Source organism: Stenotrophomonas sp. 78350_Sma (genome assembly GCF_056482105.1).
Genome location: NZ_CM151182.1, coordinates 4,677,469 through 4,694,640, shown reverse-complemented (window position 1 = coordinate 4,694,640; position 17,172 = coordinate 4,677,469). Strand labels below are relative to the sequence as shown.

The 17,172-nt window shown below is 66.7% G+C and carries 12 protein-coding genes and 1 riboswitch; of the genes, 7 read left to right on the top strand and 5 right to left on the bottom strand.

Translation table 11 applies throughout. The features are described 5' to 3' along the window. The first annotated feature begins 113 nt into the window (after positions 1–113). Both ACZK4H_RS21570 and ACZK4H_RS21565 read left to right on the top strand, forming a co-directional pair. On the top strand, positions 114–2,261 hold the full coding sequence (locus tag ACZK4H_RS21570; RefSeq protein WP_099554350.1) for a S46 family peptidase: 2,148 nt from the start codon (positions 114–116) through the stop codon (positions 2,259–2,261). A gap of 135 nt (positions 2,262–2,396) precedes the next feature. Further along, positions 2,397–5,843, top strand: coding sequence for a hybrid sensor histidine kinase/response regulator (locus ACZK4H_RS21565; RefSeq protein WP_099554352.1), 3,447 nt, complete (start codon positions 2,397–2,399; stop codon positions 5,841–5,843). 46 nt (positions 5,844–5,889) lie between these two features. Here ACZK4H_RS21565 and ACZK4H_RS21560 read toward each other — a convergent pair whose 3' ends face one another. From ACZK4H_RS21560 to acs, 4 genes are all read right to left on the bottom strand, one after another. Next, positions 5,890–6,465, bottom strand: coding sequence for a manganese efflux pump MntP (locus ACZK4H_RS21560; RefSeq protein WP_005414918.1), 576 nt, complete (start codon positions 6,463–6,465; stop codon positions 5,890–5,892). Positions 6,466–6,553: 88 nt separating this feature from the next. Then, a riboswitch (yybP-ykoY riboswitch) is annotated at positions 6,554–6,643 on the bottom strand. A 148-nt stretch (positions 6,644–6,791) separates the two neighbouring features. Continuing rightward, entirely contained in the window at positions 6,792–7,184 is a 393-nt protein-coding gene (locus ACZK4H_RS21555; RefSeq protein WP_143567691.1) for a hypothetical protein, read from the bottom strand. Positions 7,185–7,442: 258 nt separating this feature from the next. Beyond that, positions 7,443–8,108 (bottom strand): response regulator transcription factor, encoded by a 666-nt coding sequence (locus ACZK4H_RS21550; protein ID WP_006477308.1) that lies wholly within the window; start codon positions 8,106–8,108, stop codon positions 7,443–7,445. 80 nt (positions 8,109–8,188) lie between these two features. Further along, positions 8,189–10,132, bottom strand: coding sequence for an acetate--CoA ligase (acs, locus tag ACZK4H_RS21545; RefSeq protein ID WP_099551804.1), 1,944 nt, complete (start codon positions 10,130–10,132; stop codon positions 8,189–8,191). Between the two features lie 245 nt (positions 10,133–10,377). Here acs and ACZK4H_RS21540 point away from each other — a divergent pair, with 245 nt between their 5' ends. The 4 genes from ACZK4H_RS21540 (at position 10,378) to xth (ending at position 16,135) form a co-directional block, all read left to right on the top strand. Continuing rightward, on the top strand, positions 10,378–11,805 hold the full coding sequence (locus ACZK4H_RS21540; RefSeq protein WP_099551803.1) for a DcaP family trimeric outer membrane transporter: 1,428 nt from the start codon (positions 10,378–10,380) through the stop codon (positions 11,803–11,805). A gap of 110 nt (positions 11,806–11,915) precedes the next feature. After that, complete coding sequence (locus ACZK4H_RS21535; protein WP_099551802.1) at positions 11,916–13,577, top strand: MFS transporter; 1,662 nt, start codon at positions 11,916–11,918, stop codon at positions 13,575–13,577. Positions 13,578–13,745: 168 nt separating this feature from the next. Further along, positions 13,746–15,155 carry a coniferyl aldehyde dehydrogenase gene (locus ACZK4H_RS21530; RefSeq protein ID WP_099551801.1) on the top strand — a complete coding sequence of 470 codons (1,410 nt, stop codon included), beginning with the start codon at positions 13,746–13,748 and terminating at the stop codon, positions 15,153–15,155. Positions 15,156–15,367: 212 nt separating this feature from the next. Further along, the gene (gene xth / locus ACZK4H_RS21525; RefSeq protein ID WP_099551800.1) at positions 15,368–16,135 is read left to right on the top strand and encodes an exodeoxyribonuclease III; all 768 of its coding nucleotides are present in this window, start codon (positions 15,368–15,370) and stop codon (positions 16,133–16,135) included. 72 nt (positions 16,136–16,207) lie between these two features. Here the strand turns inward: xth and ACZK4H_RS21520 are convergent, their stop codons facing one another. Next, on the bottom strand, positions 16,208–16,459 hold the full coding sequence (locus ACZK4H_RS21520) for a GlsB/YeaQ/YmgE family stress response membrane protein (protein ID WP_005411656.1): 252 nt from the start codon (positions 16,457–16,459) through the stop codon (positions 16,208–16,210). Positions 16,460–16,543: 84 nt separating this feature from the next. On the opposite strand from ACZK4H_RS21520, the gene ACZK4H_RS21515 reads away from it, so the two are divergent. Next, positions 16,544–17,143, top strand: a complete 600-nt coding sequence (locus ACZK4H_RS21515) for a 4'-phosphopantetheinyl transferase family protein (protein ID WP_099551799.1) — start codon at positions 16,544–16,546, stop codon at positions 17,141–17,143. The last annotated feature ends 29 nt before the right edge of the window (positions 17,144–17,172 follow it).

Below are 17,172 nucleotides of genomic sequence, written 5' to 3'. Positions count from 1 at the left end.
ATGTGCAGAAAACGGCAATTCTAGGAGCGCGGCGCAAGCCTGACTATCGGGCGTTGCCCGACAGCGCCCCACGGGCTATGGTCCCGGGCTGTTCTGTCGTACCGGATTGCCTCATGTCACCACGCAAAGCCCTTCCCACCGCCCTGGCCCTGGGCCTGACCCTCGCCGCCGGCGCCCACGCCGATGAAGGCATGTGGATGCCGACCCAGCTGCCGGAACTGGCCAAGCCGCTGCAGGCCGCAGGTTTCAAGGGCAATCCGGCCGACCTGGCCAATGTCACTGCGCCGCCGCTGAGCGCCGTGGTGCGTGCCGGCGGCGGCACCGGCTCGTTCGTGTCCGCCGATGGCCTGCTGCTGACCAACCACCACGTGGCGATGGGCGTGATCCAGTACAACAGCTCGCCCGAGCACGACCTGATCAACGGTGGCTTCATCGCCAAGGACCGTGCCGACGAGCGCCCGGCCAACCCGGACTTCCGCGTGCTGGTCACCGTCGGCTTCGACAAGGTGACCGACCAGGTGCTGGCGCAGGCGCGTGGCAAGACCGGCCGCGCCTACTTCGATGCCGTCGATGCGGCCAGCAAGCAGATCGTGGCCGAGTGCGAGAAGGACGGCAGCGTGCGCTGCTCGGTGGCCAACATGTACTACGGCACCGACTTCTACCGCATCGCCCAGCTGGAACTGAGCGACGTGCGCCTGGTGTACGCGCCGCCGCGTGCGATCGGCAACTACGGCGACGAGATCGACAACTTCATGTGGCCGCGCCACACCGGCGACTTCACCCTGCTGCGCGCCTACGTGGGCAAGGACGGCAAGCCGGCCGCCTACAGCAAGGACAACGTGCCCTACCAGGCGCCGGCGCACCTGCAGATGTCGGTGGAAGGCCCGAAGGAAGGCGACTACGCGATGCTGGCCGGTTACCCGGGCATCACCTACCGCCACCGCACCGCGGCCGAATTCGCCGGCCAGATCGATGCTGTGCTGCCGCGCCGCGTGTCGGTGTTCCAGCAGATGATCGACACCATCGAGGCCGCCAGCGCCAAGGATGCGCAGGCGCGCACCCGCTATGCCTCGCAGCTGCAGTCGCTGAAGAACAACCGCAAGCGCGCTGCCGGTGAACTGGAAGGCCTGCTGCGCAGCGATGCCAAGGCCCAGCGTGCCGCCGACGAGACGGCGATGCTGGCCGCGACCGACCGCAAATATCAGGCCGACATCAAGGCGCTGCTGGCCAACCTGTCGCAGGGCGCGGCGGTGGGCGAGCGTGACCTGCTGCTGGACCAGATGGCCGCGCAGAGCCAGCTGCTGCGCTCTGCGCTGCTGCTGGAGCGCCTGCGCATCGAATCGGCCAAGCCGGACGCGCAGCGCGAGAGCGGTTTCCAGCAGCGCGACCAGGCGATGATCGAAGGCGTGCTCAAGCAGGTCCAGCGCCGTTACGCACCGGAGGTCGAGAAGGCGCTGCTGACGACTTTGCTGACCCGCTACCAGAAGCTGCCGGACGCGCAGCGCGTGGCCGAGTTCGACGCGGCGTTCGGCCGTACCCCGGAGCAGCTGGCCAAGGCGCTGGACACCCTGTACGCCGCCACCCAGCTGGGTGACGAGGCGCAGCGCCTGTCGCGCTTCGCTGCTGCGCGCGAAGGCAAGGCGCTGGCCGCCGATCCGCTGATCGCCGTGGCCGGCCCGCTGGTGGCCGCGCAGCTGCGCATCGAGAACGAGAGCAAGACCCGCGAAGGCGAGCAGCTGCGCCTGCGCCCGGCCTACATGCAGGCGCTGTTCGCCTGGCGTGCCAAGCAGGGCCGCGCCGTATACCCGGATGCCAACCGCACCCTGCGCATCAGCTACGGCAAGGTCGAGGCGCTGCACCCGCGCGATGGCGTGACCTACTCGCCGGTGACCACCGTGGCCGGCATCGTCGAGAAGAACACCAACGCCTATCCGTTCGATGCACCCAAGCCGCTGCTGGCCGCGATCGCCAAGGGTGACTTCGGCAGCACCGCCGACCCGGCACTGAAGACCCAGACGGTCAATTTCCTGACCAACCTGGATACCACCGGCGGCAACTCCGGCTCGCCGGTGCTCAACGCCAAGGGCGAACTGATCGGCCTGAACTTCGACAGCAACTGGGAGTCGGTCAGTGCCAGCTGGTGGTTCGACCCGCGCTACAAGCGTGCCGTGCACGTGGACATGCGCTACCTGCGCTGGCTGCTGGCCAAGGTCTACCCGGCGCCCGAACTGCTGAAGGAAATGGGCGTGCCGGCCCAGTAAGAAGCCGGCCACGACCAACGGTCGTGGCCCGCACCGCGTAGGCCCCCACCTTGGTGGGGGTGGTTGCCCCCAACGAGCCCGCACCCCCGGCCACGCCTGGCCTACACTGCGGGTTCTCCCGACGGAAACGCGCGCGTGGTCTCCAGCTGGATCCTGCTGCTGGTCTCGGTTGCCTATGCTGCGCTGCTGTTCGGCGTGGCGTGGTGGGGCGACCGTCGGCCGATGTACCCCGACCGGCCGTGGCTGCGGCCGGTGGTCTACAGCCTGGCGCTGGCCGTGTACTGCTCGTCGTGGACCTTCTACGGCGCGGTCGGCACCGCCGTGCGCAACGGCGTGGGCTATCTGCCGATCTACATCGGCCCGCTGCTGCTGCTGCTGTTCGGCTGGCGCATCATCGAGCGCCTGGCGCTGATCGCACGCAGCCAGAACGTGGTCTCCATCGCCGATTTCATCTCCTCGCGCTTTGGCCGCTCGCGGCGGTTGGCGGCACTGGTGGCGATCATCGCGCTGATCGGCATCATTCCGTACCTCGCCCTGCAGTACAAAGCGGTGGCGATGAGCCTGCAGGTGCTGACCGGCAACACCGGCCCCACCGGCTTCTTCACCGACCCGGCGCTGTACGTGGCGCTGCTGATGGCGTTGTTCGCCACCCTGTTCGGCACCCGCCAGGTCGATGCCACCGAGCACCACCACGGCATGATGCTGGCGATCGCCTTCGAATCGGTGATCAAGCTGCTGGCGATGGTGGCGGTGGGCGTGTTCGCCTACCTGTGGCTGAGCAACCGCACCGACGCGGTGGTCGAGTCGGTGCATACGCTGTTCACCGGCCTGCCGCCGGTGGGATTCATCTCGCAGACACTGCTCAGTTTTCTCGCCATCATCTGCCTGCCGCGCCAGTTCCACGTGGCCGTGGTCGAGTGCGGAGACGTGCGCGACGTGCGCCGCGCGCGCTGGATGTTCGGCGGCTACCTGGTGGTGATCTCGGGCATGGTGCTGCCGATCGCCACCGCTGGCGTCACCCTGTTCGGCACCGGTGGCAGCGTCGCCGACGATTCGATGGTGCTGGCGCTGCCGCTGGCCGAGGGCCGCAACGCGCTGGCGCTGATCGCCTATGTCGGCGGTTTTTCGGCGGCGACCGGCATGGTCATCGTCTCGTCCATCGCGCTGGCCACCATGGTCAGCAACGACCTGGTGATGCCGGTGCTGCTGCGCCGCAGTGGCGACCACCAGGAAGCGGCCGACGTTGCTTCGCGCGTGCTGTGGATCCGTCGCCTGGCGATCCTGTTGCTGGCGCTGATGGCCTACAGCTACTACCGCACCAGCAGCAACGACAGCACGCTGGCCTCGTACGGCCTGATGGCGTTCGCTGCGGTGGCGCAGTTCGCGCCGGGCCTGATCGGCGGCCTGTACTGGCGCGGCGCCAGCCGCCGTGGCGTCGAGACGGGCATGCTGCTCGGCTTCGCGACGTGGCTGTACACCCTGCTGCTGCCGGCGATGACCATGGCCGGCTGGGTCGATGCCGCCTGGGTGCAGCACGGACCGTTCGGCATCGAGTGGCTGCGCCCGCAGCAGCTGTTCGGCATGACCGGCTGGGATCCGCTCACCCACGGCACCTTCTGGTCGCTGCTGGTCAACGCGGCGACGATGATGCTGGTGTCTGCGCGCTGGCGCCCCGGTGTGGACGAACGGCTGCGTGCGGCGCCGTTCCTCGACCCCTATGCCGAGCGCCCGTCGGTGGCCGGTGGCTGGCCCGGCCATGTGCATGTGGGCGACCTGCTGGCACTGGCCTCGCGCGTGGTCGGTGAACGTCACGCAAGGCGCTCGTTCTTCGAGCAGGCGCAGTCGCTGGGCCGTGAGTTGCAATCCTCGGCGCCTGCGGACCGGCCGTGGGTGCAGTTCACCGAACGCCTGCTGGCCGCGTCGATTGGTGCGGCGTCGGCACGCCTGCTGCTGACCAGCCTGCTGCGTGGTTCGGGCATGGACCTGGGCGAAGTGGTAGCAGTGCTGGACGAAGCCGGGCAGGAGCTGCGCTTCAACCGGGAAATCCTGTCGACGACTCTGGAGAACATCAGCGCCGGGGTCAGCGTGGTCGATCCGGACATGCGCCTGACTGCATGGAACCGCCGCTACCAGGACATGTTCGGCTACCCCGACGGCATGCTCTACGTGGGCCGCCCGGTGGCCGACCTGATCCGCTACAACGCCGAGCGCGGCGAGTTGGGCGAAGGTGATATCGAGGTGCAGATCAACCGTCGCATCGGCTACATGCGAGCCGGTTCGCCGCATGTGTTCGAACGCACCCGCAGCGATGGCAAGGTGATCGAGATGCGTGGCCAGGCACTGCCCGGTGGTGGCTACGTGACCAGCTACAACGACATCACTGACTACAAGCACGCGGAAAAGGCGTTGCTGGAGGCCAACGAGACGCTGGAGCAGCGCGTGGCCGAGCGCTCGCACGAGGCCGAGGTCGCGCAGCAGTCGAAGACCCGTTTCCTGGCGGCGATCAGTCACGACGTGCTGCAGCCATTGAACGCTGCACGATTGTTCGCATCGGCGTTGCGTGACAGCGACCATGTGAGCGATGAGCAGAAGCACCTGGCCGAGCGTGTGGATGCCTCGCTGCGTGCGGCCGAGGAACTGCTCGATGGCCTGCTGGACGTGTCGCGCCTGGATGCAGGTGGCCTGCACCCGGTCATCGGGGAGTTCGACGTGAGCGCGCTGATGCGCGAACTGGCCGCGCAGTACACCCCGGTTGCTGCGGGTCGTGGCCTGCGCCTGGACCTGTTCGCGCGGCCGGCCTGGGTACGCAGCGATCGCCGCCTGCTGCGCCGCGTGCTGCAGAACTTCCTGGCCAACGCGCTGCGCTACACACGGCAGGGGCGCATCGTGCTGGCGGTACGCCATCGCGGCGATGAAGTGGAACTGCAGGTGTGGGATACCGGCCCCGGCATTCCCGAACACCACATGCGGCAGATCTTCGACGAGTTCCATCGTTACCAGCAGCCGTTCGACTGGGGCGAGCAGGGATTGGGCCTGGGCCTGTCGATCTGCCAGCGCATCTCGCGACTGCTGGACCATCGCCTCAATGCCCGCAGCCGCGTCGGCAGCGGGTCGATGTTCTCGATCATCCTGCCGCGGGTGGCGCCGCTGCCGGGCTACACCGAGCTGGCCACGCCGGTACAGGCCGTGACTGCGCCGGTGCGCAGCGATTCGCTGGCCGGCCTGCGCGTGCTGTGCGTGGACAATGACGAGGAGATCCTCGACGGCATGCGCGCGCTGCTCGGCCGCTGGCAGGTGCAGGTGATCACCGCTGCCACCGTCGACCAGGCGCTGGAGAAGATTGCCGAGCGCCCGCAGGTGATGCTGGTGGATTACCACCTGCATGACCGCATGGATGGCCTGGACGCGCTGGTGGCGTTGCGCGAAGCAGCCGGCTACGTGCTGCCGGGCGCATTGCTGACCGCCGACGGCCGCGACGAGCTGAAGCGGATGGCACGCGAACGTGGCTATCGCGTGCTGACCAAGCCGATCAAGCCGGCCTCGCTGCGCGCCTTCCTGGGCGCGCTGCGCGACGCGCAGTAGTGCCGGCCGCTGGCCGGCAACCACGCAATCGCTCGCTCTCGACGCGTTACCCCACGCCGTGCAGGTGTTCGTACAGGATCGTCGCGCCGATGATCACCAGGATCACGCCACCGATGATCTCGGCACGCTTGCCGACCATGCTGCCGAGCACACGGCCGAGCATGATGCCGGCGGTGACCATGGTCAGCGTGCACAGGCCGATGACCGCGGCCATCACGCCGATATGCACATCCATGAAGGCCAGGCCGATACCCACTGCCATCGCATCGATGCTGGTGGCGAAACCGGTCAGCGCCAGCTTCCAGAAGCCGTGGTGCTGCGAGGGGTCCTCGTCTTCCTCGGCACTGTCCGGGCGCAGGCCGTTGTAGATCATGTGGATGCCCAGCGCGCCGAGCAGGCCGAAGGCGATCCAGTGGTCGAAGGCTTCGACGTACTGCAGCGCGGCGCGGCCGAGCAGCCAGCCGATGATGGGCGTGATCGCTTCGATGACGCCGAAGATGATGCCGGCACGCAGTGCATCGCGGAACACCGGCTTGCGCATGGCTGCACCCTTGCCGATTGCAGCGGCGAAGGCATCGGTGGACATGGCAAAGCCGATCAGGAGGATCGAAATGGGGGACATGGGCGGCTGCTGAGGTCGGGCTGGGACGGACGCACGGCCTGCGCTCGCGCCCAACCTGACGTTGCGCGCGCGGGCCGCTGGTCTCGCCAACCATCATGGTTGTCCACGCCACGGCGCACTGGCCGAGTATGTTGACGTGGACGATTCCTGCGAAGGAATCCGGCTACTCCCCAAGGGGACGCGAAGCTTAGCACCGCGATTCGCGCGTGGCGCATTTCCAGCGAAACGCGCAGGCAGGGCTGGTTTGTATAGCGATGGCTATACCGCGAGTGCAGCAGCGCCTGGTAGTGCCGGCCGCTGGCCGGCAAGAATGCGGACGCGACCGGCTACATCACATGGATGCTGTACAGCGTGGGGCCGCCGAACACCACGCTTTCACGATCAAGGTCGAAGGTGGCGGTCAGATCACACATCTCGCCATCGGCGAACAGGTCCAGTTCCACCTGGGCACCCGATGGGCGCTTGTATATTCGCGCCTGGGTGCGGATGTACTCATCGCTGGGAACATCAATCCGAAAGTGATTGGCAGGATCGGGCGGATCGGAGAAGTACTCGAGCGCCGCACGCCGAAAATCCTCCTTGCGATCATTGGGGAAGCCTGGCGGGCTCGGGCCATCCGGACAGCCTTCGCGGACGAAGGCAATCAGCATGCGGATGGCGTCCCGTTCTTCCGGTCGAAGCTGCGACGCATCTCTGGGTGTGTCGAGCAGAGTGTTCATTTTCGAGCCCAAGTCGCCATGCAGCGACAGTATGCAATTGCAGTAGTGGCAGCCATAGAGCCAAATGCGTCGTCTTGGATAGCAGAGAGATGCGAAACACATCGGTCGCATCGCCATACGCTTGGAACCAATTGCCGGGCATTGGCGATAATTCATGCGCCGGCGGGTGCCGCGGATACACCTAGCCAAGCAAGCTTGGCAGCTACCAGAGCAGTTCCAGTGGTTCCAGGTGAATGCCGGCCAGCGGCCGGCACTACCTCAGTCTTCTTCCGGCGGCAGCACGATGGCGTCGTCGTCGATCGCCAGCTTGCCGGCCATCAGCACGGCCTGGGTCCGATTGGTCACGCCCAGCTTGCGCAGGATGGCGGTGACGTGGGCCTTGATCGTCGCTTCGGAGACGTTGAGGTCGTAGGCGATCTGCTTGTTCAAGCGCCCTGCGCCCAGCATCTGCAGCACCCGGAACTGCTGCGGGGTCAGCTCACGCAGGCGCTGGCCGACTTCGCGTTCTTCGCTGCCGGTGGGCGGCACGTTGTGCGCTTCCGGCGGTGCCCAGGTCTCGCCATCGAGGATGGTGCCCAGTGCATGGCCGATGGTGTCCGAATCCGCAGACTTCGGAATGAAGCCCAGCGCACCGTGGTCGAGCGCGCGGCGCATCACCGTGGCTTCTTCGCGCGCGGACACCACCACCACCGGCAGGTGCGGGTGCAGCGAGCGCATGTGCACCAGCGCGTTGAAACCCTGTGCGCCAGGCATGTTGAGGTCCATCAGGACCAGGTCGGCGTCGTTGTGCTGATCGGCCAGCGCGTACAGCGCTTCCACGCTGTCGGCCTCGAACAGCTGCACGCCGGGGATGACCCGCTGCACGGCGCCGCGCAGGGCTTCGCGGAACAGCGGGTGGTCATCGGCAATCAGGAGGGTGGTCATGGTCGGGGGGAACCGTGGGGGAAAGCAGATGGGGTCGGAGCCCTTTCCTTGCGGAAAGGGATCCGACCCCGGGTCGTACGTCAGCGCACCTTGCGCTCGTCCACCAGCGACGCCACCACCGACGGATCGGCCAGGGTCGAGGTGTCGCCGAGCTGGTCCGGCGCGTTCTCGGCGATCTTGCGCAGGATGCGGCGCATGATCTTGCCCGAGCGGGTCTTCGGCAGGCCCGGCGCCCACTGCAGGTGATCCGGCGTGGCGATCGGGCCGATCTCCTTGCGCACCCAGGCAACCAGCTCCTTCTGCAACTCGTCGCTCGGTGCCTCTTCGGCCACCAGGGTGACGTAGGCGTAGATGCCCTGGCCCTTCACGTCGTGCGGGAAGCCGACCACGGCCGCTTCGGCCACCTTCGGGTGCGAGACCAGCGCGCTTTCCACTTCGGCGGTGCCGATGCGGTGGCCGGACACATTGATCACGTCATCGACGCGGCCGGTGATCCAGTAGTAGCCGTCTTCGTCGCGGCGGCAACCGTCGCCGGTGAAGTAGCTGCCCGGGTAGGTGCGGAAATACGTATCGATGAAACGCTGGTGGTCGCCGTACACCGTGCGCATCTGGCCCGGCCAGGAATCACGGATGATCAGGTTGCCCTCGGTCGGGCCGTCCTGGATCTCGCCATCGGCATTGACCAGCGCCGGCTGCACGCCGAAGAAGGGCAGGGTGGCCGAACCCGGCTTCAGATCCATCGCACCGGCCAGTGGCGAGATCAGGATGCCGCCGGTTTCGGTCTGCCACCAGGTATCGACGATCGGGCAGCGGCTATCGCCGACCACTTCGTAGTACCAGCGCCAGGCTTCCGGATTGATCGGCTCGCCGACACTGCCGAGCAGGCGCAGCGACGCGCGCGAGGTCTTCTTCACCGGTTCCTCGCCTTCGCGCATCAGTGCACGGATGGCGGTCGGGGCGGTGTAGAAGATGCTCACCTTGTGCTTGTCGATGACGTTCCAGAAGCGCGAGGTGTCCGGGTAGTTCGGCACGCCTTCGAACATCAGCGAGGTCGCGCCGTTGGCCAGCGGCCCGTACACGATGTAGCTGTGGCCGGTGACCCAGCCGACGTCGGCGGTGCACCAGTAGATGTCGTCCTCGCGCAGGTCGAACACCGCTTCATGGGTGTAGGCCGCGTACAGCAGGTAACCGCCGGTGGTGTGCAGCACGCCCTTCGGCTTGCCGGTGGAACCGGAGGTGTAGAGGATGAACAGCGGGTCTTCCGCATTCATGCGTTCCGGCTCGCAGCTGGCCGGCTGGCTGTCCACCACGTCGTGGAACCAGCGGTCGCGCGGGGCCTGCATGTCCACCGCGCCGCCGGTGTGGCGCACCACCAGCACGGTTTCAACCGTGTTGGTGCCCGGCAGCTTCAGCGCGGCATCGACGTTGGCCTTCAGCGGAATCCTGCGGCCACCGCGCAGGCCCTCGTCGGCGGTGATGATCAGCTTGCTCTGGCAGTCGCTGACGCGGTCGGCGATCGAGTTCGGTGCGAAGCCACCGAACACCACCGAGTGGATTGCACCGATGCGCGCACAGGCCAGCATGGCCACGGCGGCGTCGACGATCATCGGCAGGTAGATGGTGACGCGGTCGCCCTTCTTGACCCCGAGGTTGCGCAGTGCGTTGCCGAGGCGGCAGGTGCGCTCGTACAGCTCGCGATAGGTCACGTGCTGGGCCGGCGCATCCGGGCTGTCCGGCTCGAACAGCAGCGCGGTCTTGTCGCCGCGCTTCTCGAGCTGGCGATCCAGGCAGTTCACGCTGGCATTGAGCTCGCCATCTTCGAACCACTTGATGTGGAAATCGGACAGGTCGTAGCTGACGTTCCTGATCTTCGTCGGCTTGCGCATCCATTCCAGGCGCTCGGCGGCCTTGCTCCAGAAACCATCCGGGTCGGTCAGCGAAGCCTGGTACTGCTGTTCGTAGGACGTCTTGTCGATGCGTGCCTTGGCGGCGAACTGCGGATCGACGGGGTAGATATCAGCCATGGCACCCTCACTTGCACGTTGACTTTGTGTGTGCGGTCGCAGCATTGCGGCGACCGATCCCCCTCAGTTTGCCCCATCCACCCCCGGTCGCGTCACCACCTTGGTTAGACCATGGTCGAAAGTGAGCGCCCTGCAGGGCCGGGTTCGACCAATGGCGAATAGCCGCTATACATAATCGCCCCGCAGTCTCGGCTCGACCGTGCCCCACGCGCGGCATCACCTTGCCACTTGGGAGAGAGGGCAACATGAGCCACCGTACGTTGAAAGCCGTGCGCACACCTTTGGCGGCCTGCCTGTTGGTCGCCCTGGTCGCACCGGGCATGGCGTTCGCAGAGACCGCCAAAGAGAAGGCGCTGGAAGCACGCGTTGCCGAACTGGAACGCCAGGTCCAGCTGCTGCTGTCTTCGCAGCAACAACAACAGACCCAGATCAGCCAGACCCAGCAGGCAGTGACCGAAGTCCGCACGGTGCAGGCCGAGCAGAAGCCGGTCGCCTCGGTGCCGGCCGGCAAGCAGCCGATCCAGGTCACCACCATCACCCCGGGCGCGGCGCCGGGCACCACAGTCAAGATCGGCGGCTTCATCAAGGCCGACTTCCTCGCCACCCAGACCAGTGACGGCCAGCTGGCCGACGACGCCACCGGCCGCTCGCTGTACCTGCCGGGCCAGACCCCGGTGGAAGGCGCCGGCGGCAGCGGCAAGCGTTCGGGCACCGACTTCAATGCCCACGCCAAGTTCTCGCGCTTCAACCTGGGCATCGACAACGTGAGCGAATCGGGCAACAAGGCCGGTGCGTTCTTCGAGATGGACTTCTTCGGCAACTCGCTGGGCAACCAGACCGCCACCAATACCTACGGTGTGACCCTGCGCCACGCCTACATGTACTGGAACAACTGGATGGCCGGCCAGACCTGGTCCAACTTCATGGACGCGGCCGCACTGCCCGAAGCGGTCGACTTCGTCGGCCCCACCGACGGCGTGATCTTCGTGCGCCAGGCCCAGGTGCGCTACACCCAGGGCGGCTTCAGCGTCGCGCTGGAAAACCCGGAAACCACCACCCTCACCGGTACCCGCAATCCGGTCACCGGCGCCTGGACCAATGCCAGCGCCAACTCCGACCGCGGCAGCCTGCCCGATCTGACCATGCGCTATGGCTGGAAGGGCGACTGGGGCACCTTCGGTGTCGGCGGCATCGTCCGTCAGCTGAAGGTCGACAACCAGGCCACCGGCGCCAAGGCCGACAAGGTGGCCGGCGGCCTGACCCTGGGCGGCAAGTGGGTGATGGGTGCCAGCGATTCGCTGCACTACCAGCTGACCGGTGGCGAAGGCATCGCCCGCTACATCGGCCTGGGCATCACCGCCGACAGTGCCTACGACGTGGCCCGCGACGAGCTCAACCCGACCGGCGTGCTTGCCGGCTACGTGGGCTGGCGGCATGCGTTCTCGTCGAAGCTGCGCACCAACCTGATCTACGCGCGCAGCGACTACGACAACGACAGCATCCTCGGCCCGCTGGTGACCAAGAGCGTGCAGAGCATCCGCGGCAACATCTTCTACTCGCCGTTGCCCAAGGTCGATATCGGCGCCGAGCTGATGTACGGCCGTCGCGAAGTGGAGAACGGAAACAAGGGTGACATCACCCGGTTGCAGTTCACCACCAAGTACAGCTTCTAAGAGCGTGCCGGCCAGCGGCCGGCACCTACCGAATTGAGTACCGACCAACGGTCGGTGTCTACCGGATTGAGTGCCGACCCAGGTCGGCACCTACAGAGGGAAAACGTCCCATGTCCAGCACACCCAGCACCGCACACAAAGCGGGCACCCTGACCCAGGGCCACAAGAAAGTCATTTTCGCCTCGAGCCTCGGCACGGTGTTCGAGTGGTATGACTTCTTCCTGTACGGCTCGCTCGCCGCCATCATCGCCAAGCAGTTCTTCAGTGGCGTCAACGAAACCACGGGCATGATCTTCGCCCTGCTGGCGTTTGCCGCCGGCTTCTTCGTGCGTCCGTTCGGCGCGGCCTTCTTCGGCAGCCTCGGCGACCGCATCGGCCGCAAGTACACCTTCCTGGTCACCATCCTGATCATGGGCATCTCGACCTTCCTGGTCGGCGTGCTGCCCAACTATGCATCGATCGGTTTCGCCGCACCGGTGATCCTGATCATCCTGCGCCTGGCCCAGGGCCTGGCGATGGGCGGAGAGTACGGCGGTGCCGCCACCTACGTGGCCGAGCACGCGCCGGACGACAAGCGTGGCCTGTACACCAGTTTCATCCAGTGCACCGCCACGCTCGGCCTGTTCATGTCGCTGCTGATCATCCTGGCCTGCCGCTACTTCCTGGGCAATGAAGCCTTTGAAGCCTGGGGCTGGCGCATCCCGTTCCTGGTCTCGATCCTGCTGCTGGGCATCTCGGTGTGGATCCGCCTGCAGCTGAGCGAATCGCCGCTGTTCCAGCAGATGAAGTCGGAAGGCAAGGGTTCCAAGACCCCGTTCCGCGACAGCCTGAAGGGCGGCAACCTGAAGCTGATGCTGCTGGTCCTACTCGGCGCTGCAGCCGGCCAGGCCGTGGTCTGGTACGGCGGCCAGTTCTATGCGCTGTTCTTCCTCAGCAGCATGCTGAAGGTCGATGCCACCACCTCCTACCTGCTGATCGCCGCCGCGCTGGCGCTGGGCGTGCCGTTCTTCATCTTCTTCGGCTGGCTGTCCGACCGTATCGGCCGCAAGAAGATCATCCTGGCCGGCTGCCTGCTGGCTGCCGTCACCTACATCCCGATCTTCAAGGGCCTGACCCACTTCGCCAACCCGGCCATTGAAGAAGCCCGCAGCAGCTCGCCGGCCCTGGTTGTGGCCGATCCGAACACCTGCTCGTTCCAGTTCGATCCGGTCGGCCTGCGCAAGTTCACCAGCTCCTGCGACGTGGCCACCGCCGCGCTGACCAAGGCCGGTGTGCCGTACGACGTGCAGCCCGCCGCCGCCGGTTCGCTGGCGATGGTGAACGTGGGCAGCGCCAGCGTCACCTCGTATGAAGCCGCTGGCCTGACCAAGGAAGACGGCAAGGCCAAGGCCGATGCGTTCGGTGCGGAACTGAAGACCGCCCTGACCACCGCCGGTTATCCGGCCAAGGCCGATGGCGCCCGCATCAACATCGCCGGCACCATCTTCATGCTGTGGCTGCTGGTGCTGTACGTGACCATGGTCTACGGCCCGATCGCCGCCTACCTGGTCGAACTGTTCCCGACCCGCATCCGCTACACCTCGATGTCGCTGCCGTACCACATCGGCAACGGCTGGTTCGGTGGCTTCCTGCCGGCAATCTCGTTCGCGCTGGTGGCCGGTACCGGCAACCTGTACTACGGCCTGTGGTACCCCATCATCATCGCGCTGATGTCGGTGGTGATCGGCGGCCTGTTCCTGCGCGAGACCAAGGACGTGGATATCACCAAATAGCCGGCGTGCCGACCAACGGTCGGCACCCACCGGGTTTCATGGGCCGCGGTGCAGACCGCGGCCTTTTTTGTTTCCCTGTTTTTGGCGTCAGATCCCTTTCGCTTGCGAAAGGGATCTGACCCCATCGAGACGACCATCGTGTTGCGCAGCACGCCGTATAGTCGGCCCATGACCATCACCACGCCGGCAGACCTCCCCGCCATCCTGCACACCCTGCGCAGCGCCTGGCTGGCCCAGCGGCCCACGCTCGACCAGCGCGAAGCCGACCTGCGCCGCCTCCGCGAAGCGCTGAAGCCACGCCTGGACGAAATGGCCCAGGCCATCGCCGAGGACTTCGGGCATCGCGCCCACGTTGAATCGAAACTGGCCGATGGCATGAGTGTGCTGTCGGCCATCGACCACCTGCGCCGCCACCTGCGGCGCTGGTCGAAGCCGCAGCGGGTAGGTGCCGGCTGGCGACTGTGGCCGGCGCGCGCGCAGCTGCGGCCGACGCCGCTGGGCGTGGTCGGGGTGATCTCACCGTGGAATTACCCGGTCACCCTTGCCCTGGTGCCGCTGGCCACCGCGATTGCTGCCGGCAACCACGTGCTGCTGAAGCCGTCTGAGCACACGCCGCGCACCAGCGCGTTCCTGGCCGACCTGCTGGCCGGTGTGTTCCCGCCCGATCGGGTGGCGGTGGTGCAGGGCGGGGCGGACGTGGCTGCAGCGGTATCCTCGCTGCCACTGGACCATCTGCTGTTCACCGGCTCGACGGCGGTGGGCCGCAAGGTGATGGCGGCCGCCGCCGAGCATCTGGTGCCGGTCACGCTGGAACTGGGTGGCAAGTCGCCGGCGATTGTCTGTCGCGACTTCCCGCTGGACACCGCCGCTGCGCGGCTGGCCACCGGCAAATGGTTCAACGCCGGTCAGACCTGCATCGCGCCGGATTACGTGCTGATCGACACCGCGCGCCAGCGCGAGTTCGTGCAGGCGCTGCAGCAGCAGGTGCGCGAGCGCTACGGCGATTTCAGTGATGCCGCGGATTACACCCGCATCATCAACGAAGGCCAGTACCAGCGCCTGCAGGGCTATCTGGCGCAGGCGCGCGAACGCGGCGTGCCGGTGATTCCGCTGGCGCAGGTGAATGAGGCGCGTGCCGACCGTGAACGCCTGCTGGTGCCGACCGTGGTGCTGGACCCGCCGGACGACCTGGACCTGATGCGCGAGGAGATCTTCGGGCCGATCCTGCCGGTGCGGGCCTATCCGGACCTGGAAGCGGCGCTGGCCGATGTGCTGTCCCGCGACCGCCCGCTGGCACTGTATCCCTTCAGCCACGACACGGCGACGGTGGAGCGCATCCTCGGCCAGGTGGTGGCCGGCGGGGTGACAGTGAATGACACGCTGCTGCACTTCGCCGCCGACGGATTGCCGTTCGGCGGCGTGGGGGCCAGCGGCATGGGCGCGTACCACGGGCGCGCCGGCTTCGATGCGATGAGCAAGCGGCTGCCGGTGCTGTGGCAGTCGCGCTGGGCGGCCAGCGACCGGTTGCGGCCGCCGTATTCGAAGATTGCGGGGTTGTTGAAGCTGCTGCTTCGGTAGTGCCGGCCGCTGGCCGGCAACTGCAGGGTCTCGCCGAGGGTTCATCGGGTTGCCCGCCAGCGGCCGGCACTTCCGGTGGGTGCCAACCCGCGCGGCCCATTCTGGTAGGTGCCAACCTTGGTTGGCACAGGGTGACTGCCGGCGCCAACCAAGGTTGGCGTCTACCGGGGTATATGGGCGCCCATCAAGGCCCACCCGGGTAGAATGCCCCCATGAAGATCGCCTCGTGGAACGTCAATTCGCTCAATGTCCGCCTGCCGCACCTGGAGCAGTGGCTCAAGGAGTTCGGCCCGGACATCGTCGGTATCCAGGAAACCAAGCTGGAGGACCACAAGTTCCCCGATTCGGCACTGATCGCCGCGGGCTACCGCAGCGTGTTCGCCGGCCAGAAGACCTACAACGGCGTGGCGCTGCTGTCGCGTGAGCCGGCGCAGGACGTGCAGATCGGCATTCCCGGCTTCGAGGACGAGCAGAAGCGTGTCATCGCCGGTACCTTCGGCGACCTACGGGTGATCAACCTGTACGTGGTCAACGGCCAGGACATCGGCACCGACAAGTACGACTACAAGCTGCGCTGGCTCGAGGCGGTGCACGCCTGGATCGCCGAAGAGCTGCAGCGCCACCCGAAGCTGATCGTGATGGGCGACTTCAACATCGCCCCGGACGCGCGCGATGTGCACGACCCGGAGGTGTGGAACGAAAACCACATCCTGACCTCCACCGCCGAGCGCGGCGCGTTGAACAAGCTGCTGCAGCTGGGCCTGCACGATGGCTTCCGCCTGCACAACGACGAGGCCGGTGTGTTCAGCTGGTGGGATTACCGTGCCGCTGGCTTCCGCCGCAACCTGGGCCTGCGCATCGACCTGACCCTGGTCTCCGAGGCGCTGAAGGGCAGTGCGGTGGCCTCGGGCATCGACCGCGAGCCGCGTACCTGGGAACGCCCGAGCGACCATGCGCCGGCGTGGGTGCAGATCGGTTGAACGAACAGGGCCCGACGATTGCCGGGCCCGTTGTGATGCATCAGCCGGCCAGCGGCCGGCACGACGGCTGCGTCAGCGTATGCTCTTGCGGGTGAACAGGTTGACGATCGCCAGCAGGATCACCGCACCGATCAGCGAGAACAGGAAGGTGCGGATGGTGATCGCTTCGTTGATGCCGCCGCCGAACAGCCAGCCGGAAATCAGCGCGCCGACGATGCCGACCACGATGTTGAGGATGATGCCCTGCTGGGCATCGCGCTTCATGATGATGCTGGCCAGCCAGCCTACGATGCCGCCGACGATCAGCCAGATGATGATGCCCATGATCGAACCTCCGGTGGGGAACTGTGACCAGTTGACGCGCATGGCCGTGAACCCGTCGTGGAATTGCGTGATGGGCGTGTGCGGATGAGCCTGCCAGCCACCCTCGATGGCCCGTGGCGCTTCGGTCCGGTGACGGTCTGGCGGTGCCCGCATGTGCCGGGCCAGCGTGGTGAACCGCAGGCGCGACAGGTGCTGGCGCAGGCATTGGGCGCCGACCCGCAGACGCTGCCGCTGGTTCGCGATGACAAGGGCCGGCCGGAACTGAGCGGCGCACTGGCCCATTACGGCACCGGCTGGAGCCACAGCGGCGAGGTGCTGCTGGTGGCGCTGGGCGAAGGTGTGCGGCTGGGTGTCGACCTGGAGCTGCTGCGGCCGCGGCCGCGTCTTCTGGAAATCGTACGGCGCTTCTTCCACCCCGAGGAGGTGATCTGGCTGGAAAGCCTGGACGAGGCCGGGCGCGAGCACTGGTTCTTCCGCGTGTGGTGCGTCAAGGAAGCCATCCTGAAGGCGCACGGGCAGGGCATCTCGTTCGGCCTGCACCGGCTGCAGCTGGCGCCGGGGGCCGATGGTGCCCTGCACCTGCGCTGGTGCGACCCGGAACTGGGCGAGGCCGCGCGCTGGCACCTGCACGAATGGCAGGCCACCGGCCAGTTCCGTGCGGCATTGGCCTGGTATCCACACTGAAGCGGGGAATCAGCGTGCAAAACCGGCGA